Genomic DNA, 24,733 nt, shown 5'->3' on the forward strand with positions numbered 1-24,733 from the left:
GAACTTAAGGCCGGGAAGCCTTCGCAAGAGGGCGTCGTTTAGCAAAGCGACCCCGCGATGTCCAGCAAACCGGCGGGGTTTTCCCGGCCCTCGGCAGGGGCCGGAAAACCCGAAAAAGCCGCCGGAATCCAACGGCCTTTCCGGTGTTCACGGCAATTGGGGACGGGGCGCGGTCAGAGCCGCTCCGCGCCACCCCGGTCGCCGTCGTCGTGATCCCGATCCATGCCCCGCTCGAACCGATGGTGCCGCCAGCCCTCGCCGCCAAAACGGCCCATATGGGTCAGGATGGCGAGACGACGCTTCTGGCCCTCGTCAAGGGTTTTGTAGAGCGGGTCAGCCGCATCCGCGATCTTCTTCAGAGCCGTAGCCGAAGCCGCCATGTTGTCGGCACGTTCGCGCAGGCGGGCGACCGGATCCTCGGATTGCGCATCCTGCGGTTCATTCATCCGCGCATTGGCGCGGTCGATCCGCAGTTTGGCAAAATCCCGCACCGCGGTCTCGACCGGCGGCCACAGCTTTTCCTGGTCCGCGTTGAGCTTCAGACCGGCGTGCACCGCAGCGATCCGCGCGTCAGCAAAGGCGGCGCGGTCTGCGGGATTCATCCGCGAGTGCTCCATGTGCTCATTGAACCACGGACGGTGCTGGGCATAGACCGCGGTCGAACCGGCGATGGCGAGTGCCGTGACGCCGGCAAGTGCAAACCTCTTCATGTGAACCTCCTTTGAAAGGTTACCCAAGGATGGGCGCGCTCGCTGTCGCAATCAACTTACAGTTTGGCAACAGTGCCCTCGCTGACGGAGATGTAATTCGCCGCGGTAACGGGCTAGTCAAACTATCTCAAATCATGCCGAGCAGCCGCGGCAGCCACAGCGAAATTTCGGGGATGTAGGTGATCAGGGCGAGGAACACCAGCATCGCGCACAGCCAGGGCAGCACCGACACCGTGATTTCGCTGATGCCCATTTTTGCGATGCCGCTGGCGATATAGAGATTGAGGCCCACCGGCGGATGGCACAGTCCGACTTCGGTATTGACGATCATCAGGACGCCCAGATGCACCGGATGAACGCCGATCTTGGTCGCTAGCGGAAACAGGATCGGCGCCATGATCAGAAGGATCGACGACGGGTCCATCACATTGCCGGCCGCCAGAAGTATGACGTTGACCACCAGCAGGAATGTCCAGACGCCAAAATTCTTGTCGATGATCCAGGCCGCCATCTCCTGCGGGATCTGCTCATGCGTCATCAGAAACGAGAACAGCACCGCGTTGGTGATGATGTAGAGCAGCATCGAACTCATGCTCGCCGCCTGCAGCAGCACCTTTGAGACTTCGCGAAGCTTCAGTTCCTTGTAGACGAACACGGTGATGAAGAAGGCATAGACCGCGGCGACCGCGGCGGCTTCGGTCGGCGTGAAGATCCCGCCATAGATGCCGCCGAGCACGATGACGATCAGCAACAGCCCCCAGACGCTTTCGCGGAACGCAGTCCATTGCTGGGCAATGGTTGCCCTGGGCAAGCGCGGATAGCCCCTGCGCCAGGCGATGTACCAGGTCACCGCCGCCAGCATCAGCGCCAGCATGATCCCCGGCACGATGCCGGCCATGAACAGCGCCCCGATCGAGGTGTTGGTGGAGACGCCATACAGCACCAGAATGATCGACGGCGGCACCAATATGCCGAGCGCGCCGGAGGTCGAGATCACGCCGACGCCGAAACGCCGCGGATAGCCGTGTTCCACCATCGCCGGCATCATGATCGAGCCGATTGCGACGACGGTCGCGACGCTCGATCCGGAAATCGCGGCGAACATCGCGCAGGCCGCCACTCCGGCAAGCCCAAGCCCGCCCGGCAAATGCCCGACCACCGAGGTGGTGAAGGCGATCATGCGGCGCGCGACGCCGCCGCGGGTTAAGAAGGTGCCGGCAAGGATAAAAAACGGGATGGCCATGATGCCGAAATTGTCCAGACCGGAAAACAGTTTCAGGCCGACGCTTTCGATCGGCACTTCCGTCATCGTGAACAGGAACGTCAGAACGGTCAGGCCGAGCGAAATCGAGATCGGCATGCCCGTCAGCATCAGGGCAAACAGCAATCCGAAGATCAGCGCCGCACTCATCAGGCTTCTCCGAGCGCGACCGGCGCTTTGGCACTGACTTCGACACCGTCGACATGGGTGACATCATGGTGCGGCAGATCGCCGGTCCAAAAATAGGTCCATGACACCTGCAGGAAGCGGAAGCACATCAGATAGGAGCCGAGCGGGATGCAGGCATAGACCAGCCAGCTCGGCAATTCGAGATCGGGCGAGACCTGATCGGTGCTCATCAATTCGAAGACGAATTTCGCGCCCATGGTGCCGACGATGAGGGTGAACAACGCGCCACCCAGCAGGCCGAACAGGATGACGCCCTTCTGCCAGCGCGGATTGAGCCGGTTGATCAGGACGTCGACGCCGACATGGATGCCGGTCCGCACGCCATAGGCGGCGCCGAACTTCGCCATCCAGATGAACATGTAGATGCACAATTCCTGCGACCAGGAGATGTGAATGCCGATCAGATAGGGATAGAGAAACGGCACCCCGGTGCCGAACCGGTGCACGACGGAGATGAAAATCAGGATCGTCGCCGCTGCCATCAGCGTGCTGATCAGGATTTCCTCGAGCCGATCAAGGATACGAAGCAACATCTTTCCTCTCGCGCGCCCGCGTGACCGGCGCCGTCCAAATCAAAAGCGGGCTCCCGCACTGTGCCGCGGAAAGCTCGCTCGTATTTCCCTCTAGTGGCTGGCTCCGCCGGTTTCCTTGATGAACTCGTCGATCAAGGGCTGGCCCACCCTGGCGGCGACGTCCTTGTAGACCGGCTCCATCGCCTTGCGCATGGCGGCATCCTGCTCCGTCGTCAGGGTGACGATCTCGGTCTTGCCGGCCTTCTTGATCGCCTCAAGCGCGTCGTCGTTTTCCTTGGCCGACTGCCCATTGCCGAAGGCGGTGGCTTCCTTCATCGCCTTTTCGAGCTGGGTGCGAATATCGGCCGGCAGGCCGTCCCAGAATTTCTTGTTCGTCACCACGACATAGCCGATGTAGCCGTGATTGGTCACGGTGGCGTATTTCTGCACCTCATGCATTTTCTGGGTGTAGATGTTCGACCAGGTGTTTTCCTGGCCGTCGACCACGCCGGTCTGCAGCGCCTGGTAGACTTCGCCAAACGCCATCACCTGCGGGATCGCGCCCAGCGAACGGAATTGCGCCTCGATCACCTTCGAGGACTGGATGCGGAATTTCAGGCCTTTGTAGTCCGCGGGCGTCACCAGCTTCCTGTTGGCGCTCATTTGCTTGAAACCGTTGTCCCAATAGGCGAGACCGGTCATGCCCTTGGGCTCGAGCAATTTAAGCAGTTTGGCGCCGAGCGGCCCGTCGGTGACTTTGCGCAAGGCGGCAAGGTCGGGCAGGATGTAGGGAAGATCGAACACTTCGAACTCGCGGACGCCGATCGGGCCGAACTTGGAGTTCGACGGTGCCAGCATCTGCACCGCGCCGAGCTGCAGCGCTTCCAGCTCTTCCTTGTCCTTGTAGAGTGTCGAATTCGGGTAGATTTCGACCTTGACCTTGCCGTCGGTATATTTCTCCGCGAGTTCCTTGAACTTTTCGGCGGCAGCGCCCTTCGGCGTGTTCGACGCCACGACGTGGCTGAATTTTATGACGATCGGCGACTGCGCCGACGCCGGCCCCACCAGCGCCAATGCCGCGACCGACGCCGCAACCATCACCAAATTACGCATGTTTCCTCCCGCCTGAACCTTACAAAGCGCGCGCAGCGCGGCTCCTAATTTTGTATGCCAGCGGCACCAATACAGAGAAGCGGTGCGAAATACCATTGCCCCTTTAGCAGGGGCTTTTTTGTAAGGATTTGCTGCAATGCAAAATAAACCCATCCCTTGTCATTCCGGGGCGCGCGACGCGCGAGCCCGGAATCCATACTCCCGATCGTGGTTATGGATTCCGGGCTCGCCGCGACGCGGCGCCCCGGAATGACAGTGAGTTTCAGTTTGCAAACAACCACGCCAACCCAAGACACGACTTCGCAATCTCGCGGCGCGATACGCCCGAGGTTTGCTGGAAAAGTTCCTTACCCTCTGATCAGAGGGCGCAGGGAATACCGGGTGCGCGCTGCACCCGCGGTCTCGTGTGCAAAAGTGTGCAAAAGAAACGCACACGAGCATACAGGTTCAGCGGAGGCAATCCGGCATTCCCTGCGCAGTGGTTTTAACGCTTATATCGTGCTCTCCCCGGCGATCGGGCTTGTTTGACACCGTCGCCTGCGAATATGGCTGTCAGAGCCCGGTTGGGATGACAGGCCTCCGCAGACTTGACGCCAACCGCTGAGGCGTCAGGACCACACGACTTCGCCGTCCGCTTCAGCGCCGTTCGTCTGCGCGCCCTGCCATCGCTCACGGATCGATAAAACCCGCCCTGCGATCACACCTGCGCGCGGGCACTGCCGCGTCCACCGCTCCCCGCCCCAACGTTCGTGACGATGGCCAACGCCCCTCTCTCGGGACGGGATGGCAAATCATGTAGCCTGATTTGCATTTCGGAAAAACAGAAATATTTTTGCAAATGGGGCTGGACAAGCGATTCACCGGGCTACTCACTGATTTGCCCGTCGGGTCAAATCAGTTGGTCCGTTTTGTCCCCGATAGCCGACGAATCCTTGTCGTAGCAAAGCGACGCGATGTGTCAGTAGCTGACCTTCGCTACATCGGTAGCGCCGCAAACTCGCCATCCGTCGTCGATAACGCACGATAGGTTCAATCCGTAATTCAAGAGCACACCTCCGAAGAGCTGATCCCAAACGCCGTCCCTTTGGGATTAACATTGAACCATAAAGCAACTCGGCTCGACACACCATCGTCACCCCAGTCTTTGAGATGGACTCATGCGCAAGCAAAAGCGCCCCGTGCGATTTGGCAGGTAGTCTAGTGGCGTCTTCGATTACTTGCTTCGGCTTCCTCCGTTATGGCGTCGCGCGGCTACTCTAGCGATTTTATCAAGACTCTGCGGAATGAAGGCGATGCGATTCAGTTGGACCGGCCTGATCCTGGCGCCGTTGTTAGTGCCGGTGATTTTCAGCGCCACGTTTAGTATCCTCGCGGAGGGGGACGGAGACCCGTTGCTGGCATTCCTGACGATGCTGGTCTTGGGTTGCATCGTGTCTTATGGCAGCACAATATTGCTCTTCCTGCCTTGCCTGTTCTTGCTCTCTTTGGACTATCAAATGACTGGCTTCAAGGTCTGCCTGCTTGGATTGGTGCTAGGCGCAGTGGAATTCGTATCGCTGGCATTGATTGCTTGGGGCAGCCGTGGTCCCGACCTCCCGATAAAGAATTTCTTTGTGTTCTTCCTCCTCTGGGCTGCCGGTCCGGTCACGGCGCTGTTTCCGCTCGCCGGACTGATAACGGCTGGGCTGTATTGGTGGCTGGGAAAGCGACGGACCGGCCGGTCGGTACCCGTGGAGTGATAGTTACCATGTGATGTCCGTTGTGGGGTCAATCGCGACCGAATCCGACCTTGGCGGAATACGCTTCGCTATTCCGCCCTACGGGCTGCCGCGTCCACCGCTCCCCGCCCCGCGTATGTGACGATCATGATACGCCCCTCTCTCGGGGTGGGACGGGAAAAGATATAGATTTGATTTGGGGGCGAGATCAACGACGATAACCGCGGCACATTGGCACGACGGGCAAAGCGGGGGGTATAGTGATAGCTCCAAAATGAACCAATTTTGACCGTCTAAAGCGCGGCTACCAGCGCTTCGAGGTACGGCAACAGGGCAATGGTCGATTTCTTTACTTGCGCGAACGTCGGCTTCGACACAACCTAGCTTTGGCGCGTGGGGTGGTACGTACGAGATGAGCGACGGAATACCGTTAATTCCAGAGATGCCACGGGTGCTGCGCGAATCAGCACAACGCGGAACACTCATTCCGTTCATTGGAGCCGGCGCGTCACGACTTGCCGGCTGTCCGAATTGGTCGGAATTGGCCGACAGAGCATTGCGTTTTTTCGTTGAAAGCGGAAAGTTTAGTTACAGTCAACTTGCGCAAGTGGGAAATCTAACGCCGCGTGTGAAACTGTCGGTCGCCCTCGGGCTCCAGGCCGAACACAAGCTCAAGATAGATTTCGGTGCGCTCCTAGCTCCTAAAGACGGATATAACAACGCATTAGGCCGAAGGCTATTTGGAAGTCTCGCAAGATTAGGAAAAACGTTCGTCACAACAAATTATGATTCTTGGCTTGATACAGAATTCTCGGAGACAGGCAACGTCGTATCAAGCCCCGATCAGTCAGTCGCACAATCTTCAACACCAACGCGACGTATCACGTTTGACAGCGTTAATGATTTCACTCCCGCAAATCTGAATAAGCCAAACACCGTTTTTCATTTGCACGGCTCTCTCCGCAATCCGAACGATTTGGTCATAACGACCAAACATTACATTCAGCGGTACGCCAACGATCGCAACAATCTTGACCCAAACAAAGAAAACCGAACGCTTACGTTTCTAGAATATCTATTCGCGAATAAAACCGTTCTCTTTATCGGGTATGGGTTGGAAGAACGACGATTTCGGCTGCTCGCTTACAGCACCAGATTTGTTCGTGTACTTTCTGATACCGGTCTTGGTGTAGGAAACTTTCTTGGCCATCTGCTGCCCCTTCAGTCATAGCGTTGTCGATCCAGACTTTTCAAAAGGTCTTCAATAGCGGTCTCAAGCCACCATTTCAGGCCGAAATTATCTGGTTTTTAGATAATCTGTAAATCGGATTATTTGATCGACCTCTCTTTTTGAGCGGTCGGTCATATCGCGGACATTGCAATCTTCACGACATCAAGCCTTGAAGGACTTTTTGGTCGAGAAGCGCAAGAAAGCGGGCATGACTCAGGCCGAGGTTGCGAAGAAGCTCCGCCGATATCAGTCCTTTGTCGCGACCGTTGAAGGCGGGCACTGGCCATCGCTCGTAGCGCAATCCCCCTTACCGCTTGTGCGGAGTCTACTCCTCGATCTTGGTCGATCAAGCGGTTCGTGAAATTTGATCAGCCGTTGGCGGAGGCTGAGGTGTTTGCATCAAATGGAGCCGCACTTTTTGTTGGTTGCCGTTTCTCGGATAGAAAGCTCGAAGCGTTCTTAGGATTCCCTCACCAAAAGTAACTTGAGGTCCGCCACGGGTGGGAATACGCTTCCTGTATTGGCGAAGTGAAGGAGAAATGGCCCGATAACCCGGCAGAATAGGCGTGGTTTACATGCCCCATACGATTGAGACCGCACCGAGGAATGAAAACGTCGTCGAGGATAGGACGTTTGGGACCTATGATGTCGCTCACTGGTCGCCTGAGGCCGGTGGATGGGTCGGTGAAAACGGCGAGCCGATCAAGTTCCGGCCGTTGCATCCAATGCCAGGGGAAAATTATCTTCAGCAAGGGGACGGTCTGTCGAGCAGCCTCTCCGAGGCGTCGACGTCCGCATCGCGGGCGCGCCGCCATCGCTTCTTTCCCTTTTTCTTGATCGGCACAACCCTAGTCGCGGCGGCGCTCATCGGCGTAGCTGCGCTCGTCAGGCAGGCCCTGCCGACGCCGGAGGCGCGACAATCTTCGGAGAACGAGCCACGTCAAGAGGTTTTGGCGAAGGAGCCTGCCGAGGCCCGCCGCGCCGTCGATGGGCTCAATCTGAAGCTGCAAGCGGAGGCCGCGACCGCCGCACAATCGCTCGGCCAGGAGCGCAAAAAGATGGCCGCCCTCGCGCGAGATGCCGCCGCGGGAAAAGAGCTGGCGGCCAGCACGGTGCAGCACGCGCTCGGAGAAGAACGCGCTCGCAGTGCCGCGCTAGCAACCGAACTGGCGAAGGCGCGGCAGGCCGTGGAGACGCAGGTGGCGCTGTCGAGCAAGAGAGGCGACGAGACGGCGCAGCTCAAGCAGGCGGCCGAGAGCGAGACCGCGGAACTGCGGCAGTCTCTGCAGCAGGAGCACGACAGGGCCGAGGCGCTGGCAACCGAACTGGCGAAGGCGCGGCAGGCCGTCGAGACGCAGGTGGCGCTGTCGAGCAAGAGAGGCGACGAGACGGCGCAGCTCAAGCAGGCGGCCGAGAGCGAGACCGCGGAACTGCGGCAGTCTCTGCAGCAGGAGCACGACAGGGCCGAGGCGCTGGCAACCGAACTGGCGAAGGCGCGGCAGGCCGTGGAGACGCAGGTGGCGCTGTCGAGCAAGAGGGGCGACGAGACGGCGCAGCTCAAGCAGGCGGCCGAGAGCGAGACCGCGGAACTGCGGCAGTCTCTGCGGCAGGAGCACGACAGGGCCGAGGCGCTGGCAACCGAACTGGCGAAGGCGCGGCAGGCCGTGGAACAGAAACCCGCTGCTGTGGAAGAGAGGCCCCGTATCTCCTTGCCCGCCTGGGCAAACAATGACGCCTTCGTGAAGCCCGCCCAGGCCGCAAAGCAACCGGACGTGGCGCCAGACAACAGCAAACCGGCAATTAAACTTGAAACAGTTCCATTACCAAAGCGCGTTGAGCACGAGCCGCGCGGGCGCGCCATGAGCGCAGACCATGGCTACGGCTGCCAGCACTATCGGACCTACGATCCAGCATCCGGAACCTACAAGGGGTATGATGGACAGCGCCATTCCTGCCCATAGCTCAGTCGGCATTTTGGAGACAAGTCTAGCTGACCATGCGCATTCTGCCGCTATGGGCACCAAGATGCACTGCCCTAACCTCGTCTACGGCTTCCGGCGCCGAACGCGGTGGTCGCGCCGATCCATCCGAAGGCAATGCCGGTGATCCTCACGACCGATGAGGAGCACGATGTCTGGATGCGCGCGCCATGGGATGAGGCCAAGGCGCTGCAAAGGCGGTTGCCAGATGACGCGTTAAAGGTCGTCGCGCGCGGTGCCGACAAGGAAGATCGGCTGGCGGCGTAAGTAGACAAGGACGGGCTGTGCCTGTCGTAAATTAAATCCGGACATATTGGTGGTGTAGCCCGCCGAGAATTGGGCGGCAAAGAATATGTCCGGCTAGTTCGACGGCGCGGGAGATCGGCGCATCTTTCTCCAGGGATAGATGCGTGCGGGCCCCATTGTAATATTTCATGTAACAGAGCAGGAGGTGACGGAGGTGGCGCTCGCTGAATACAATAACGTGGTCAAGGCATTCCCGTCGGATCGAACCGATCAACCTTTCAGCATATCCATTTTGCCAAGGGGAGCGCGGCGTGTTTCGCCAGAAAGATGGGCACGCACCGCTTCGTACAATAGCTGTGCGGCGACCCAAATCTCGGAGATGGGGTCGAGCAAGCACCTCCGTGGCGCTAAGAAGGCACTCTCGATCATTTAGTGGCCGTCTCTCTGGTAGTTGAACGAAAGTTTATATTGCCTGCTAGAGTTACCTCGCCGAGGTAGTCGAGAATGCGAACCGCAATGAGATCATGACGCGCTGGGAGGCGTTCGCACGCCAGGTGCAAAATCTCGCTCTCAATAAGGAGCCGAGTGCTGCCCGATTGCTCCACCAGATGCGAAAGAAATTCCCCGGTAAGGCAGTCCCCGGTGACAAATATATCTGGGTCGTCAATGACGCCGACATGAAGCTTTAGGTTTGTTGGAAGCGATTCGCATAATGAGCGTTTATGGAATGGCCACTTGTGGCGCGAAGCGGACATGGTGAGGTATCGTTTGACTGGTGGGAAGTGCCAATCAAGGCATAACGAGTGTTATGACACCGTCGTCGATGCCCCTGTTGTTGATGCCGTCGCGCGCCATCGACTCAATGACAGCCATTTCTGCCGAAAGAGAGCCGACGCCTCGTGTATGTTTAAGGCGTCTACCTTGACACAGCACGCCCGCCGTCCACCCTCGTTCGCTATGCCACACCGACGAGGCCCACCTATGGATTGCTTGCAAGGCAAAATGTATTCTTGCGGGCTTTGGATGTAGATGACCAATCGCCTATTAAGCACGAGAGGATTGTGGAGTGGATTTCACTCTCCTACCTTTGGGGCGACGAGCCACTCGATTCGCCGACGATTTCTCGGCTTTTTAAGGACGAGGATTACATTCACACCGCCATAAGTTTTTTCTGGCAGGTTCGTGGGGATAAACTAAGCGATGAGCAAAAAGACAGAGTATTTCAATTTTGGGAGGCATGCGTTGAGTGGGCAAAGGCACAACGAACCATACCAACTAGGTTGATCTCTCATTTGGCACGGTTAGCCGTTTACGTGAAAGTTATTGAACCGCGTGAGAAAGCCCTTCTTCTCTTTGTCGCGCCGCATGTCCACACCGAATACAACTTCGATGCGTTCATTGAGAATTTGTCTCGCGTGTTAAAAAGCAATCCCAGTGCCGTGAGCGAGATTCTTAAGCGTGCCATTGAGGCCGATACGCCCAGCTATGATTACGAAGATAGGCTAAAGAGACTAATTCAAGGCTTGGCAAGGTCGGGCTTCAAAAAAGAAGCGATCCAATGCGTAGAAATTGAGTTCGAACTTCCCGGGAAAAATTGATCTGTACAAAAGCCTGTAGTTCGGTCTTGTGCGCTCCTGCCGCGACCGCAGAAGCCGAAGGTGACGCGCAAGAAGCCTTCGCGGCCGGTTCCTCGGAAATCTCAGAAATCATGAGTTCTGATGCACGGCCACTCGCCAAGCTTGGCCTTCGTCTTTGCCCTTGTTAATGCGGCTTCCCATTGTTCGCGACTGGCATTCTGCGTAGGGGCGTTTACGAAGACCGAATCGGCGACTTTGAACTTGTCGTGCCGGGAGCAATCAAATCCATCGGCGTCGCTAGTCTTATCGAGAGGCTTCGCGATGGATTTGCAGATTGGACAGATAACCGTTGCGTCAGCCATCCATAGAGCTCTTTCTGGTTGTGCGAGAGCCAAGAGTACACTTCGGTCTTATTCAATCAAGTATATACCCTCCCCCGCAAGGGGGGAGGGAGAAGAAAGAGCAGCGCAATCAGCTCGCGGCCGCCGCCACCACGTCGCGCTGGCGCTTCATGACGATTTTGTTGAGCGCCCCGAGATAGGCTTTGGCCGAGGCCACCAGCGTATCCACATCCGATGCGCGCGCGGTCATCGACCGGCCTTCATGGGCAAGCCGCACCGTCACTTCGGCCTGTGCGTCGGTGCCTTCGGTGACGGCGTGGACCTGGTAGAGCTCAAGCTTGGCCTCGTGCGGCACCAGCGCCTTGATACAGTTGAACACCGCATCGACCGGACCGTTGCCCTCGGCCTCCTCGATCCTGGCCTGGCCCTCGACATCGAGCTTCATGGTGGCGCGCTGCGGACCATGGGTGCCCGCGATCACCGTCAGCGAGGTCAATTTGATGCGGTCGTGGGAGGCCGCGATTTCCTGATCGACCAGCGCCTCGATGTCCTCGTCATAGATGTCCTTCTTGCGGTCGGCGAGCGCCTTCATCCGCACGAACGCGTCTTCCAGCTGGTTCTGGCCGAGCTTGTAGCCCATCTCCTCCAGCTTGTGCACGAACGCATGCCGCCCGGAATGCTTGCCGAGCACCAGCGACGACTGCTTCAGGCCGACCATTTCGGGGCGCATGATCTCGTAGGTCGAGGCATCCTTCAGCACGCCGTCCTGATGGATCCCGCTTTCATGCGCGAAAGCGTTACGGCCGACGATCGCCTTGTTGTATTGCACCGGGAACGAAGTCGCCGCCGAGACCAGTTTTGAGGCCCGCGTCAGCATGGTGGTGTCGATCTTGTTCCACCAGGGAAACTTGTCGTTACGCACGTTGATCGCCATCACGATTTCCTCGAGCGCGGCATTGCCTGCCCGCTCGCCGATGCCGTTGACGGTGCATTCGATCTGCCGCGCGCCGCCGGCAATGCCGGCCAGCGAATTGGCCACCGCCATGCCGAGATCGTTATGGCAGTGCACGGAGAACACCGCCTTGTCCGAGTTCGGCACCCGCTCGATCAGCGTGCGCATGAAATGGGTGTATTCCTCGGGCACCGTATAGCCGACCGTGTCGGGAATATTGACCGTAGTGGCGCCGGCCTTGATCACGGCCTCGACGATCCGGCACAAAAAGTCCATTTCGCTGCGGGTGCCGTCTTCCGCCGACCATTCGACGTCGTCGATATGATTGCGCGCGCGGGTGACGTTGGCAATCGAGAGCTCCAGCACCTGCTCCGGCGTCATGTTGAGTTTTACCCGCATGTGCAATGGCGAGGTCGCGATCACGGTATGGACGCGGCCGCGTTTGCCGAATTTCACCGCTTCCGCGCAGCGGTCGATGTCTTTCGGATGCGCGCGCGCCAGGCCGGCGATCACCGCATTCTTGGAACGCCGGGCGATCTCGCTGACGGCCTGGAAGTCGCCTTCGGAGGTGATCGGGAAGCCGGCTTCGATGACATCGACGCCCATGTCGTCGAGCATTTCGGCGACTTCGAGCTTCTCCTCGAAACTCATGGTGGCGCCGGGGCATTGTTCGCCGTCGCGCAAGGTGGTGTCGAATATAACGACGCGGTCCTTGTCGGACTTGTTCACGGTGGTCATCTGGAAATTCCTTGTATCTGGTGCGCTGTCGTCTTAGCGCTGAAGGGTTCTGGTGATCTCGCGCAACCCCTGAGTGCCCAGGCGCAAATCGCCCAGACGGCCCTCAGGGGCAGATAAGAAGCAGAAGCCCGCCGAGAAGCAGGGTGGGCAGGGACGCAGCCGGAATCGCGCGGGCACCGGCGATAACGGCCGATTTCCCCTGAACTCCATACATTTGGCTGCGAATCAGCATTGCCAGACCCTTTGGAAGCCCGATCCTCGGCCAAAACCATTGACGGTTCGTTGCCGGAGGGAGCTTCCGGGCCCGTTCTAGACGAGAATTGGCGGGCGCCGCAATGCCAAAAGATAGTCAGGATGGGTGACCTAGTTTGCCAGCTGCTCGATGCACCCTCCCCCGGAGGGGAGGGGAAAGGGCGGCGCTCCCTCATCGTCATTGCGAGCCAACGGGTCGGCGCGAAGCGCCGCCCGATGACAGGCTCCGCGACTTGTCCGCCGTAGCTCGAAGAGCGAAGGCGGAAGCAATCCAGCTGTGGCGCCGGGACGCAGAAAGCTGGATTGCTTCGTCGCAAGTGCTCCTCGCAATGACGGCTGGATACAGCTTCGCATTCCCGCGGCGCATTGCGCCCGAGTTTTGCTTTGATCTCCGCCCCTCAGAGGGCGTGGGGAATGCCGGGCACCGATGCACCCGCAGCCGCGCGTGTAGTGTAGTAAACATGCGCGTTAGTCACCACAGGTCCACCGGAACATCCCGGCATTCCCGCACGCAAGCGAATAGCGCTTGGCGCCTATGCGATGCGGTTCACCGTTTGCGATGAGCCCGGCCGCTGCGCTAACCTCGGCTGGCAAAAATGCCGGGAGGAACGCATGGGTCGGAAGATAGCTATCGTCGGAGCGGGTGCCGTCGGCGGGTATGCCGGCGCCCATATGGTGCAGGCCGGCGAGGACGTGACGTTCATCGATCCATGGCCCGAGCATGTCGAGCACATGAGGAAGCACGGCCTGCGCGTCACCCACGCCAGGGACGTCGCGGAATTTTCGGTTCCCGTGCGCGCGCTGCACGTCACGGACGCGCAGCAGCTAGCCAAGGAGACGCCGGTCGACATCGCCTTCGTGTGCATGAAATCCTACGACACGGCCTGGGCCACCACGCTGATCCAGCAGTATCTGGCGCCGGACGGCTATGTCGTGTCGCTGCAGAACTGCATGAATGAAGAGACGATCGCCGGCATCGTCGGCTGGGGCAAGACGCTCGGATGTATTGCGAGCAGCATCACGGTCAACCTGCCGGAGCCCGGCCACATCCATCGGGGCGCCGGCAAGGGCGGGGCGGCGCACACCGTATTTCGCGCCGGCGAAGTGCACGGCCGCATCACGCAACGTGCGGAGGAAATCTGCCGCCTGGTCGGCTACGCCGACAGCGCGAAAGTAACCGGCAATCTATGGGGCGAGCGCTGGTCGAAACTGGTTGCCAACGTCATGGGCAACGGTCTCTCAGCCTGCACGGGCCTGACCGGCGGAGCGATGTTGGAAAGTGAGCCGATCCGCCGCTTCTCCACTCGGCTCGGGAGCGAAGCGATCCGCGTCGGGCAAGCGCACGGCTATCAACTGGAGGAGATTTTGCATCTCGCACCCGAGATGATAGCGCGTGCCGGCGAGGGCGACGAGGCGGCGATGGGTGTTTGCGATGAGCAACGCTTCAAGGACGGCCGGCGGACCTCCTCCGAGCAGCGTCCCTCCATGGGCCAGGACATGCAAAAAGGCCGGCGCACCGAGATCGAATTCCTCAACGGTTTCGTGGTGCGCGAGGGCGAAAAAGTCGGCCTCTCCTGCAGCGCCAATGCGGTGTTGACGGACATCGTCAAGCGCGTGGAGCGGAGTGAGCTGAGCCCGGATCCGCGGCACATCACTGAGCTAAGGCTGAACTAGGCGTGGACTCACTAGCACGCAGCCAAATTCGGATTGAAGCGAATCATTTCCACGGCCGTACCATCAACCTGCCATGGCCTACGGCGTTGCCCCTAATGCCATGAATTTACTTCCGCTTTCGGCGGCACAGCCGACATGGCCGGACTTGCTGCTGGCTCGACCCGGTCGCGACTGCCCCGAATCGGAAGTCCGCGACTTTCACGGCTCGGCCTGTGCCTGATTGGCGAACCGCGCCAGCAACTGCTCAATCTCACGCGCATTGTCGCCCAGGCCGCTCCTCTGGCGGTCCAATGATTGGCCGCTTGCGTCGCGACCTGGGTCGAGACGGCGGGTAGAATTGACTATCATCGGTTCCTGCCAAGGCGGAATGCCCGTGTGATTGGTCGGCTCCTCTGTCGGCCGCTCCGGTGGGTTCAAGCTGGTATAACGTTGCGGCCGTCGCCGCATCCGGGCCATTCGATAGATCGCGCTTCCCGTGAGCCACAACACCGCGATCGCACCGAACGTCCCCAAAAGTAACATTCCGAGAGAGGCGGGCGTTCCCATCGCGGACGTTTCCACCTTGGTCGGCGCGACAGGAGGGACCTTAGGCGTCAGATCCGTGTGCGTGCTCGCGTCCAAGTTGGCATCCGGCGCCGCCGACGCAACCACGAACGAAGGTGATATCGGCCGTTCGGTGGCCGAGGAGAACACGCCCGTTGGCTCTGGCCAACGCGAGGCCAACGGCGACTGCGCGGTTTCGGGGGAGGCATTGTTCGACAGCTTCTGCTCAGCGCCTCTCGGATCGACCGACGTAGCCGGCGTCGTTGGCGAGATTTTCAGGTCAGCCTCGACGAGGGTTTGTGGCAATGGCAATTCGGCATGGGCGTCTGCGGCCGAGCGCGCCAGTTTGGTCTCCCTATCGGGCGCCACCTCAGGCGCAGCTCGTCGAGCTGGTGTCGATGTTGCCGCCTGGGAAGAGGTTTCGCCTTCCTCCCGCAAGTACCAGCAATGGCGTTTAGTGCCGCGTTCGATGCGATAATACCAATGCTTGCCCGGTGGGGTTTCGTCTTTCGGTGTGGTGAGACATTCTTCAGCTGCGCCTACCGTGCTCAGAGGGATCATTGCGATCGGCGCACTTGCGACAACGCCGGCAGACACAGCCGATAGAAATCTCACCACTAGGTTCGTCATGCGGAACTCCAACGCTACCCACCCTCCCTATAGGTTCAACTTTTGCGATAAGTTGGTTCGCAATGTGGCCCTTTGAGGTTCAACGGTATTGCGTTCAGTCAACGAAGCCGCTCCATCGTCGGACAACGGAAACCGGCATGACGATCGGTGTGCGAACGCTCCAAGATCCGCTTGCCGTCCTCGATGCTTGGATCGCTAAGCAGAACGCTCCTGAACTTTCAGTTATGTAAAATGTCAATCCAAACGTTGTAAGTTTACGTTTGCCGTTACTGGGCCCATTAGCGTCGCGCACTAGTCGCCGCTACGGTCAAAGCGATTGCCGCGGGATCGCAGCAGAGCACCATCAAAAGTATCAGCCATCGCACCGCGGTTTCGGGCTCGGTACCGGTCATCATCGCGAGATATCGGATCGGGCCGGCGGATGCTTCGACGCGTACACGTTCGCCGACCAGCGCCGCGCGTTGCGTCTGTAATCCAACCAGCGTTGCCGTTGCCGCCTGCCGTTTTGTATCGAGTCCGTCCCGCGTCGCGCGCAGTTGCGTTGCCATGGTCATGGCACCAGCCACCCGGCCGCGCCGCGTCGACTCGTCCACCGCGTTATCGATTTGCGCAACGCGACGGTCTAGGTCCGCAACGGTCGCCGATTGCGCCGTGACGCGGGCGTCGAGGGTTTCAATGCGTTCGTCGACACTGGAACGTGCCGAGGCCGCCACGCTGACATGCGCCTCGACCAACTTACCGAACACGCCGGCGGCGTTGATGAGTACAAGGCCGGCAACGAGGGCGACCAGGACCGAGCGCATTTTCCATCCAACCGAGCGCCAATGCGCGGCCAGCCATCCGGCTATAACGAGTTTGCCGGCCTCCATCGTGGCGGCGAGCACCATGACCGCAACCGGAGCGCCGGGAAATATTTCAGCCATGCCCTTGACTGAAAAGAATGCCGCGACTGTCGCCAGTGCAACGGCTGCAACGAGGGCAACGGCGCCGCTGGCGCGGTCCGTGGTGGCCGCAACGGCCTCCGGGGCGATGGATGCTGCGGAAACCGTCGGCGACGCGCTGGACGCCTCTTGTTTGCCATTTGCATTAGTGCGCTTGCGCGCCCGATGGAGGCGGCTGCGTTCCGCTGCAGACAAGGGCGCGTTGCCAGATGATTCAGCACTTAATTTTTCCACGGTCATTGTCTCGTTGTCGCCATGTAATTTACGGGGTGCGATTTCCCCACCTTTCCCCACCCCACTTTGAAAGGTGTGGAGCGTCAGTACGGCGGTGGCGGTTGAACAGGCGATTCAACATCCAATTTCGTCGAAGCGGTGGCCATTGCAGGCGATTCAACAGCTAAGTTCGTCGGAGCGATGGCCACTGCAGGCGCCTTATCGCCAACGTGCCTTACCTCATCTCTCGTGCCCGATGATTGGTTCTATCGATACCAGACGGCGAGCCCTTTATTGGCAGCAATGTTCTACCGCGCAAGCCGCTGACGCGTTCTGTTGAAACTCAACTCTAGAGAGGCAACAAATGACCTACTTCTTGTGCAAAACGATCTTGCCGCGCTCGGACTTCGTACAAACGATGACCGACAGCGAAAAAAACATAATGAAGGCTCACGGCGACTACCTTCAGAGCCTGACAGAAGTTGGTTCGATCGTGTGTCACGGCCCTGTAGATGATCCCAAAGGTGGGTGGGGGCTGTCGATCTTTTCTGCAAGGGACCAAACGGAGGTTGAGCGTCTGACAGCCGCCGACCCGATAATTCTGGATGATGTTGGTGCGAGGTATGAAATTCTTCCGATGAAACAACTTCAGATGAAGGGAGCGAGCTGAGCAAGCCGAGCGCCGCTGAAGTTCCCTACATGCGCGTCATCGGTGAGCCGGCAGTGAATTCACTGCACGGTCGATGTCGCCTATTGGCACATCGCGTCATTTCGTTGCGCTACGGAATTTGGGCGCTATCGGGGCATAGCGGACATCGATCAGCCACACCAATCAAGCTCGATTTATGAGCACGCGCTCTAAGCCGGCTTGTGCGAATGCGATCACGCGCACCCTCGGGACAGATACCTTTCGCGCTTGCACGAGCCAAACGGCGGCGATTGCTTCGGAGCGGTCTTGGGCGACACGTGGTGGCTGGCAATTTTCCAGTCGTTGTCTTCGCGAACGACCACCCATGTCAGTCGAAAGACACAGGCGGCGTGGTTTCACTCACGACGAAAGAAAGTCTTCGCATTGAACGAACCTATTATTTGCTGGGGAAAGTCTGCATCAAAGCGCAACCCGAGCGTTGCGGTCAATCACGATCTGCCCGCGACCCGGGGAGCTTCATCCGGCAACAGCGATCTGACCGCCATATTTGGCGCGAAGCTCGATTTTGAGCAGCTTGCCGGTTGCGGTATGCGGCAGCGATTCCACGAAGATCACATCATCCGGCATCCAGAATTTGGCGATGCGCGTCGACAGGAATTCCAGGATCGATTCCTTCGTTGGATTGGTGCCGGGCTTGGCCTGCACCAGCAGCAGCGGCCGCTCCTGCCACTGCGGATGCGGGATCGCGATGACGGCTGCCTCGAACACGTCGGGATGCGAGACGGCGAGATTCTCGATCTCGATCGAGGAGATCCATTCGCCGCCGGACTTGATGACGTCCTTCAGCCGGTCGGTCAATTGCACGTAGCCGTCGGGACTGATGGTCGCGACGTCGCCGGTGCCGAACCAGCCGTCATCGTCGACGACCTTGCCGCCCTCGTCCTTGAAATAACCTGAGATCACCCAGTTGCCCCGCACCTTGAGCTGGCCGACCGACTTGCCGTCGTGCGGCAGCGCCTCACCATCCTCGCCGACGAGGCGCAGTTCGACGCCGGAGACCTGACGTCCCTGCTTGACCTGCATGTCGACGATCTCGGCTTCCGTCGCGCCGTCGTGCTTGCCGAGCGGCGAGCCGAGCGTGACCAGCGGGCTCGTTTCCGTCATGCCCCAGGCGTGCAGCAGGAAGACGCCGAGCAGGTCACGGAATTTCTCGACAGTGGCGCGCGGCGCAGCGGTGCCGCCGCTGAAGACGAGCTTCAATTTCAGCTTCGAGAAATCGAGTTTTGCGCGATTGTTCTCGATATAGGCGAGGAAGTTGAGCCAGATCGTCGGAATGCCGCCAGCCTTGGTGCAGCCTTCCTGCTCGAGCAGCATGTAGATGCTTTCCGGATCGAGCCGCGGTCCGGGCAGCACGAGCTTGGCGCCGCACATCGCCGCCGAAAACGGCAGGCTCCACGCGTTGGCGTGGAACAGCGGCACGATCACCAGGATCGAATCCTTGGCCGAGAGCGCGAAGCCGTCGGCCGCGCAGGCGGCAAAGGCATGCAATATGGTCGAGCGATGGCTGTAGAGAACGCCCTTGGGATTGCCTGTCGTGCCGGAGGTGTAGCAGAGCGTGCAGGCGGTGTTCTCGTCGAGCTGCGGCCATGCGTAATCGGGCGAGGCCTGCGCCAGCAGCGTCTCGTAGCACAGGAGATTGTCGACGTTGACGGAAGGCATGTCCTTTTCATCGCACAGCGCGATCCAGCCGCGCACCAGCGGCAAGTGCGGCGCGAGTTGCTCGACGAGCGGCGTGAAACCGGGATCGAAGAAGATGTAGCCGTTTTCGGCATGGTTGATGATGTAGACGAGTTGTTCGGCGAACAGGCGCGGATTGACCGTATGCAGCACGCGGCCGGAGCAGGTGACCCCGTAATAGAGTTCGAGATGCCGCCACGAATTCCAGGCGAGCGTCGCGACGCGATCGCTTTGGCGGACGCCGAGCGCCGTGAGCGCGCCCGCGAGGCGCTTGGCACGCGCCGCGACCTGCCCGTAATTGGACCGGTGCATGAGACCTGCCGGATCGCGCGAGACGATCTCGGTTTCCGCGTGCCAGGTCGCGACATAATCGACCAGGTTCGAGATCAGCAGCGGCCGGTTTTGCATTAGTCCAAGCATGAGTCCCCCCGTTCTCGTCGCGCTTGACGCTCGGCATTATCGGCATCATTACGCCCTACGGAACCGGTACAAGTCCAGCCTAAAGGAGTCAGCAAGGAATACCACTGGGCTCAAGCGTCAATGGTTGAGGGTCAGCGCGCGATGGCAGGCCGCGAAACTCCGTATCTCATCACGTCAGGCATTGGTGAGGTCCGCTTCGCACGCGCTGCTCGTAAAATCATCCGACGAAAAACGCTCCTCACGCCATTGCGGGCATCCTGCCGAACAGGTGATCCAGCGCCGTGCGCAAAACGTCCAGCGGACTAGAAGCGCCTGAACGGCTACGCCACGCGACATGGCCGTCCGGTCGGACCAGTACCGCGCCATCCGTGTCGACGCCGTACGCGTGGTGCCAGTTGCCGTCGGGGTCGCCGAGATCTCCGTCCTTTCCGACTGTAAAGGCAAGGAGCGGAGGCCATGACGGGCCGATCGCTTGCGCAGCCCGTCGCCATGCCTCGCCGTCGGTGCCGGCCAGCAGCACGAAGTGCGGCCCGAACAGGTCGATGGTCGAGATTTGCTCATTGCTACGCGTGAGCCAGACATGGGGCGCGCGGCTACCGGGCCGCGCGGAGGGCACATAGTCGGTGACGGGGTCGTCGACGACAACCGGTGGCGTTCCGTCCGGCACGACCGCCGTCGATTGATAGCAGGCCCCGAAGATGAGCCCCTGCTCGTTCAGGAATTCGCGCCGCGGCAGGACCTTGCTTTGCCGCGCGTTGCGCCCCATCGACAGGGCGTTGGCCAGCGAATTCTCGGTGATAATCCGGCCGAACGGCTGGCGCTCGGCGTGGTAGCTGTCGAGCAGCGAGCCGTCGGCTTTTCCGCTGATCACGGCGGCGATCTTCCAAGCCAGATTGTGAACGTCCTGCACCCCGGTGTTGAGGCCGAAGCCGCCGGTCGGCGGCATCTCATGGGCCGCGTCTCCGGCCAGGAAAACGTCGCCGACGCGATAATTGTCGGCAACGATGGCGGATGCTTCCCACGGACTGACGGCCAGCACCGATACGGCAAGGTCCGGTACGCCGGCGCCTTTGCGGATCAGCGCCGCACAAAACTCCGGGGTAAAATCCTGCGGCTGCCAGCCGAATTTCTTGGGGCTGTGAATCAAAAAACCCCAGCGATCCCGGCCGTTGATGGTGAGGAATGTGGCGCGCAGATCTTCCTGCTCGACAAAATACAGCGCCGCAGGCCGATGTTCGACCCATTGGGTGAGATCGGCGTGGAACAGAATATTGACGCTGTCGTAGACCTTCTCCTCGCCGGTCATCTTCACGTCCAGCGCGCGACGCACGCGGCTTTGCGCGCCCTCGGCGGCAATCAAATAGCGCGCGGTGAAAGGCGTCTCCTCGCCTGTCGTGCGATCGGTCAATTTGCCCGTGACGGCACCGGGCCGTTGGCTGAACGAGGTCAACTCGGTATTGAAGCGCAGCGCTCCCGGCCCCCCGGCTTGCTCGGCAAATCGACGAATGACCGGCTCGAGGTCATCCTGGGCGCAGAGACAATTCCTGACCGGCGTCGCCGCCATGTTCTTCGCCGTGGCGCGACCGGGCACGCGACGCTCGATCTCGTTACCGGCAAGGGATTCGGCCCAGACGATCAGTCCCAGCCGCCCTTCCGCCAGGCCTGCGTCCCTGATCGCGGTATCGATGCCGCATTGCCGGAAGACTTCCATGGTGCGGGCATTGATCCCGCGTGCCTTTGGCGTGAGCGCCGTGCTCGGGTGACGTTCGACGAGCAGCGAGCGCACACCGTGGCGGGAGAGCAGCAATGAGGCGGTGAGACCCACCGGACCGCCGCCGGAAATAAGAACGGGGATGTCGAGCATCTCTTCTCCTTGTTTCGATCCGCGTGCCTGATTTATCCAAGCTCCATTTATCCAATATCCATGGGCTTGCCGTGGGTTTCCTTGCGATAGGCGAAGATTGCGATGAACGCTGCAAGTTCGCAGGCGGCCAGGAACAGGAAGGCAGGTGCGACGGCATCGGCAGTCGCTTTCGGCGAAACCACGTCGTTACTTCCTGCGATCAGCGCCAGACAAACCGGTCCCAGGATTTTACCGACCCCGTTGGAAGCCTGCGCCAATCCGAACGCCCGGGCACCAAGCGAGACCGGAAACACCTCGACGACATACGGCGTGATGTTGGAAAAAGAGCCGCTGTAAAAGGCCGCACCAAAAACCACCAGCAGCGCAAACACCGACCAGCCGGCGATGAACTCGCGATAGAACGCGAAAATCGCGAGCATGACAAGGACGGACATGAACGTTCCGACCAGTGCTGAGCGGCGGCGCCCGATATAGAGCGGCAGAAACGAAAATAATACGCGGCCGAGAATTGAGGCGATGCTCGCGTAGACGAAATACTGCGCGGCCTCGTGCGCCGTGATCTTGAGAAGCTGGGACAGAACAGTGGGTCCCCACAGCGCCACGCCATAGGTGCCGGTCGATATCCCGATCCAGATGACGACGACCCACCAGAATCGCTTCTGGTCCTGGTACAACTCCGACAACGACGCCGGCTTGCTGGCCGGCGCGATCGCGGTCGGCAACGCGACGGCTTGCTCGGGAACGCCAAGCAGCTTTGCGGCCTCGCGCCGCGCGTCGGCATTGCGGCCGCGCGACAGCAGCCAGCGCACCGATTCCGGCGCGATCCACGCGATCAGCAGGGACGTGACGATCGGCATCGCGCCGGTGGCGGCAACGCCGCGCCAACCGATCACCGGTAAGAGGCTCGCCGAAATCATGGCGGCGAACATCGTGCCGAGCGCGACGGGGACGACCATCATGCTGGAAACGAACGTACGGTATCGGGTCGGCGTAATCTCGACGACCATTGGATTCTGGGCGCTCACCGCGGCAATCGATCCAAAACCCACGACGAAACGCAGGATTGAAAACAGTATCCAGGCGCCGTCCGGTATCAGTGCACATCCGGCGGCGCCGAGCGAAAAGATCAAGCCGCCGCCCCAGATCATCTTCTTGCGCCCGATCGTATCGGCGATGGGGCCGCCGACCAGTGAGCCGAAGATGGCGCCGACGCCCGACGACAACAGCATCACCGCGCCCTGGCCGTAAGTGAGATGCCAGCTTGGCGCGAGCACCGAGACGAGATAGCCGACCAGGAAGAAGTCGTAATATTCGAACATCTCCTGCAGGACGAGCAGCCCGATGGTCAGATAATAGCGTGGCGCGAGATTAGGCTTCTCGATCGCGCTCAGCCAGTCCTGCGCATCTCGCTGGGCCGTGCTGCGGATTTTGTCTGGAAAATTGCCGGCAACGGCGCCTTGCGCGTCGAGCGAAACCTCGGCCATCTCTCTCCCCGGAGGCCCGACTGCTCGCCGTCATGCGCGGCGATTTTAGAGTGCCGAGACGATCCTCGATAAAACTAGCAGCTGAAATTGAAAACACAATCGGGATCGGCCGAGTTGCCCGCTGCACTGCACGCGCGGTGACTGCTCCGATCATGCAAGGCCGGCAATCGCTATCGCCACACACAGTCGCGCCAGACGGGCCGATGCTTTATCTTGCCACAGATCTCAAACTCGGAGGAGCGGCCCAGATGATTGCCGACGAGACGCAGGGGCAATATGTGCAACTGGCAGAAATCGAAATCGATCCCGCCCAGCTGGAAAGCTACAAGGCCGCGGTCAAGGAGCACATCGAGACGGCTATTCGGGTCGAGCCGGGAGTTCTGGTGCTATACGCCGTTTCTGAAAAAGATAACCCGGCCCACGTCAGGGTTTTTGAAATCTACCGGGATATCGATGCATACAAGGCGCATCTGGAATCCGCGCATTTCAAAAAATACAAGGCCACCACCGAGAACATGGTCAAGTCGCTCAAGCTTGTCCAGGTGACGCCGATCATGCTCGGCGCGAAGGCGAAGTGAAGACGTCACCCGGCCAAAAAGCCAACCCCTCACAAGAGGGGCTGGCGCGCATTTCAGGCTTCGTTTTTGGGAATGTATTTACCCATGACGCACTTATAACTTTGTAATTTCCACTCATGATACGGACTATTGGCGAGCCAGTCGGCAATACCGATTTGCGCGTTAACCTGACAGGCGGTCATGGTGATGCCCGACTGATCACTGTTGGTGACGACTTTTTCCATGCAAAGCTGGCCATTGCAGAGAACAGCGACGAGAGTAACAAGCATGATAACCTTCGTTAATGAGGATACCCGGTCAGTTCGACGCATGCAGAGTTCATGCCAGCATTGGTAGGCGCCACGCCCTGATAGGTTCACGCGTAAAATCCTACCTTTCGGGTCGCTTTTGTCGCCGGAGAACGGGTTGTGATGTCACCGCACCGACGTCAAGTCTTGCTTTTGACGGCCGCTGCCGTGCTGCTGTCGCGGCTCGATGGCCGGCCTTTGCGCAAGGCGACTACGAAATCGGAAAATTTGTCTACCGTAGTTTTACGGTCGATACCTCCGCCGCTCAGGATGTCCCGAACCCTGCGGTGATCGAGGCGTCGCTGAGACACCAGATCGACATTGTCGCCGATTGCGGCGTCAGTCCCACCATCCTCAGCTTTTTCAAAAGCCAGGAGGTTGTCATAAAGCCCGGTCAGGGCGACGGCGGCGGGCACTTTTCGAAAGACAGCAAGGGCGTCACCATCGACGCCGCCGTGCAGGCGCCGGAGAAGCCGGTGCTGCTGCATGAATTGCTGCACGCCTATCACTTCCGGGTTTTGCCGGGCGCGTTGCAGAACCCCGACCTCGTGATGTTCTACAACAATGCCAGGGATGGCGGGCTCTATCCGGCCGACGCCCACGTCCTGAAGAACGTGCAGGAGTTTTTCGCGGTGACGGGCAGCCTCTATCTCTGGGGCAATGTCGACCGGCCGCCGCGCACCAGGGAAAATCTACGTGAGAAGCAGCCGGCCTACTACAAATGGCTCGGGGAGTTATTCGGGGTGCAGAAGGATAGTTGAATCGGCGACGGCAACTGTCGTCCGGACAAACAACCTCCGGCCTCATCCTGAGGAGCGCGCTCTCGCGCGCGTCTCGAAGGATGGCCGCGAGTCCATGCGCTGCGTCCATCCTTCGAGACGCTTGCTGCGCAAG

Annotated in this window: 21 protein-coding genes and 1 pseudogene; 9 read left to right on the plus strand and 13 right to left on the minus strand. The window is 59.8% G+C overall.

The genetic code is table 11. The features are described 5' to 3' along the window. Positions 1–173: 173 nt before the first annotated feature. The 4 genes from B5526_RS10035 to B5526_RS10050 form a co-directional block, all read right to left on the minus strand. A complete protein-coding gene (locus B5526_RS10035) occupies positions 174–710 on the minus strand; it encodes a Spy/CpxP family protein refolding chaperone (RefSeq protein ID WP_079538054.1) in 537 nt (178 codons plus the stop codon). Between the two features lie 127 nt (positions 711–837). After that, positions 838–2,121 carry a TRAP transporter large permease gene (locus B5526_RS10040; protein WP_079538055.1) on the minus strand — a complete coding sequence of 428 codons (1,284 nt, stop codon included), beginning with the start codon at positions 2,119–2,121 and terminating at the stop codon, positions 838–840. Then, positions 2,121–2,693 carry a TRAP transporter small permease gene (locus B5526_RS10045; protein ID WP_079538056.1) on the minus strand — a complete coding sequence of 191 codons (573 nt, stop codon included), beginning with the start codon at positions 2,691–2,693 and terminating at the stop codon, positions 2,121–2,123. The genes B5526_RS10040 and B5526_RS10045 overlap by 1 nt, the downstream gene beginning before the upstream one ends. A gap of 90 nt (positions 2,694–2,783) precedes the next feature. Next, positions 2,784–3,785, minus strand: coding sequence for a TRAP transporter substrate-binding protein (locus B5526_RS10050; RefSeq protein ID WP_079538057.1), 1,002 nt, complete (start codon positions 3,783–3,785; stop codon positions 2,784–2,786). 1,283 nt (positions 3,786–5,068) lie between these two features. Between B5526_RS10050 and B5526_RS10055 the strand changes: the two genes are divergently transcribed. From B5526_RS10055 to B5526_RS37585, 4 genes and pseudogenes are all read left to right on the plus strand, one after another. Continuing rightward, a complete protein-coding gene (locus tag B5526_RS10055) occupies positions 5,069–5,524 on the plus strand; it encodes a hypothetical protein (RefSeq protein ID WP_079538058.1) in 456 nt (151 codons plus the stop codon). A gap of 391 nt (positions 5,525–5,915) precedes the next feature. Beyond that, positions 5,916–6,734 carry an SIR2 family protein gene (locus B5526_RS10060; RefSeq protein ID WP_079538059.1) on the plus strand — a complete coding sequence of 273 codons (819 nt, stop codon included), beginning with the start codon at positions 5,916–5,918 and terminating at the stop codon, positions 6,732–6,734. A 575-nt stretch (positions 6,735–7,309) separates the two neighbouring features. After that, on the plus strand, positions 7,310–8,695 hold the full coding sequence (locus tag B5526_RS38940) for a BA14K family protein (protein WP_079538060.1): 1,386 nt from the start codon (positions 7,310–7,312) through the stop codon (positions 8,693–8,695). Positions 8,696–8,794: 99 nt separating this feature from the next. Further along, a pseudogene (locus B5526_RS37585) lies at positions 8,795–8,980 on the plus strand (SOS response-associated peptidase); the annotation flags it as partial. A 31-nt stretch (positions 8,981–9,011) separates the two neighbouring features. Here B5526_RS37585 and B5526_RS38945 read toward each other — a convergent pair. After that, positions 9,012–9,356, minus strand: coding sequence for a transposase (locus tag B5526_RS38945; protein ID WP_244562254.1), 345 nt, complete (start codon positions 9,354–9,356; stop codon positions 9,012–9,014). Between the two features lie 664 nt (positions 9,357–10,020). Here B5526_RS38945 and B5526_RS10075 point away from each other — a divergent pair. Then, the gene (locus B5526_RS10075; RefSeq protein ID WP_154071243.1) at positions 10,021–10,557 is read left to right on the plus strand and encodes a hypothetical protein; all 537 of its coding nucleotides are present in this window, start codon (positions 10,021–10,023) and stop codon (positions 10,555–10,557) included. 450 nt (positions 10,558–11,007) lie between these two features. On the opposite strand, the gene B5526_RS10085 is transcribed toward B5526_RS10075, so the two are convergent. Continuing rightward, a complete protein-coding gene (locus B5526_RS10085) occupies positions 11,008–12,567 on the minus strand; it encodes a 2-isopropylmalate synthase (protein WP_079538063.1) in 1,560 nt (519 codons plus the stop codon). 864 nt (positions 12,568–13,431) lie between these two features. On the opposite strand from B5526_RS10085, the gene B5526_RS10090 reads away from it, so the two are divergent. Continuing rightward, positions 13,432–14,493: a ketopantoate reductase family protein gene (locus B5526_RS10090; RefSeq protein WP_172842027.1), complete on the plus strand. Its 1,062-nt coding sequence runs from the start codon at positions 13,432–13,434 to the stop codon at positions 14,491–14,493. A 198-nt stretch (positions 14,494–14,691) separates the two neighbouring features. Here B5526_RS10090 and B5526_RS10095 read toward each other — a convergent pair whose 3' ends face one another. Both B5526_RS10095 and B5526_RS10100 read right to left on the minus strand, forming a co-directional pair. Continuing rightward, positions 14,692–15,666 carry a hypothetical protein gene (locus tag B5526_RS10095; RefSeq protein WP_154071244.1) on the minus strand — a complete coding sequence of 325 codons (975 nt, stop codon included), beginning with the start codon at positions 15,664–15,666 and terminating at the stop codon, positions 14,692–14,694. 278 nt (positions 15,667–15,944) lie between these two features. Next, a complete protein-coding gene (locus B5526_RS10100) occupies positions 15,945–16,589 on the minus strand; it encodes a hypothetical protein (protein WP_154071245.1) in 645 nt (214 codons plus the stop codon). Between the two features lie 595 nt (positions 16,590–17,184). On the opposite strand from B5526_RS10100, the gene B5526_RS10105 reads away from it, so the two are divergent. Then, entirely contained in the window at positions 17,185–17,490 is a 306-nt protein-coding gene (locus B5526_RS10105) for a YciI family protein (RefSeq protein ID WP_079538067.1), read from the plus strand. Positions 17,491–17,702: 212 nt separating this feature from the next. On the opposite strand, the gene B5526_RS39730 is transcribed toward B5526_RS10105, so the two are convergent. From B5526_RS39730 to B5526_RS10120, 4 genes are all read right to left on the minus strand, one after another. Then, positions 17,703–17,840 (minus strand): hypothetical protein, encoded by a 138-nt coding sequence (locus tag B5526_RS39730; protein WP_154071690.1) that lies wholly within the window; start codon positions 17,838–17,840, stop codon positions 17,703–17,705. 145 nt (positions 17,841–17,985) lie between these two features. Next, positions 17,986–19,626 carry a long-chain fatty acid--CoA ligase gene (locus B5526_RS10110; RefSeq protein ID WP_079538068.1) on the minus strand — a complete coding sequence of 547 codons (1,641 nt, stop codon included), beginning with the start codon at positions 19,624–19,626 and terminating at the stop codon, positions 17,986–17,988. 238 nt (positions 19,627–19,864) lie between these two features. After that, entirely contained in the window at positions 19,865–21,490 is a 1,626-nt protein-coding gene (locus tag B5526_RS10115) for an FAD-dependent monooxygenase (RefSeq protein ID WP_079538069.1), read from the minus strand. 47 nt (positions 21,491–21,537) lie between these two features. After that, on the minus strand, positions 21,538–22,974 hold the full coding sequence (locus B5526_RS10120) for an MFS transporter (RefSeq protein ID WP_079538070.1): 1,437 nt from the start codon (positions 22,972–22,974) through the stop codon (positions 21,538–21,540). Between the two features lie 248 nt (positions 22,975–23,222). Between B5526_RS10120 and B5526_RS10125 the strand changes: the two genes are divergently transcribed. Further along, a complete protein-coding gene (locus B5526_RS10125; RefSeq protein ID WP_244562255.1) occupies positions 23,223–23,552 on the plus strand; it encodes a putative quinol monooxygenase in 330 nt (109 codons plus the stop codon). A gap of 53 nt (positions 23,553–23,605) precedes the next feature. On the opposite strand, the gene B5526_RS10130 is transcribed toward B5526_RS10125, so the two are convergent. Further along, positions 23,606–23,821 (minus strand): hypothetical protein, encoded by a 216-nt coding sequence (locus B5526_RS10130; RefSeq protein WP_079544861.1) that lies wholly within the window; start codon positions 23,819–23,821, stop codon positions 23,606–23,608. Positions 23,822–24,126: 305 nt separating this feature from the next. Here B5526_RS10130 and B5526_RS10135 point away from each other — a divergent pair, with 305 nt between their 5' ends. Continuing rightward, entirely contained in the window at positions 24,127–24,600 is a 474-nt protein-coding gene (locus B5526_RS10135; protein WP_079538072.1) for a hypothetical protein, read from the plus strand. The last annotated feature ends 133 nt before the right edge of the window (positions 24,601–24,733 follow it).

It is taken from the genome of Bradyrhizobium lablabi (assembly GCF_900141755.1).
Lineage (GTDB): Bacteria > Pseudomonadota > Alphaproteobacteria > Rhizobiales > Xanthobacteraceae > Bradyrhizobium > Bradyrhizobium lablabi_A.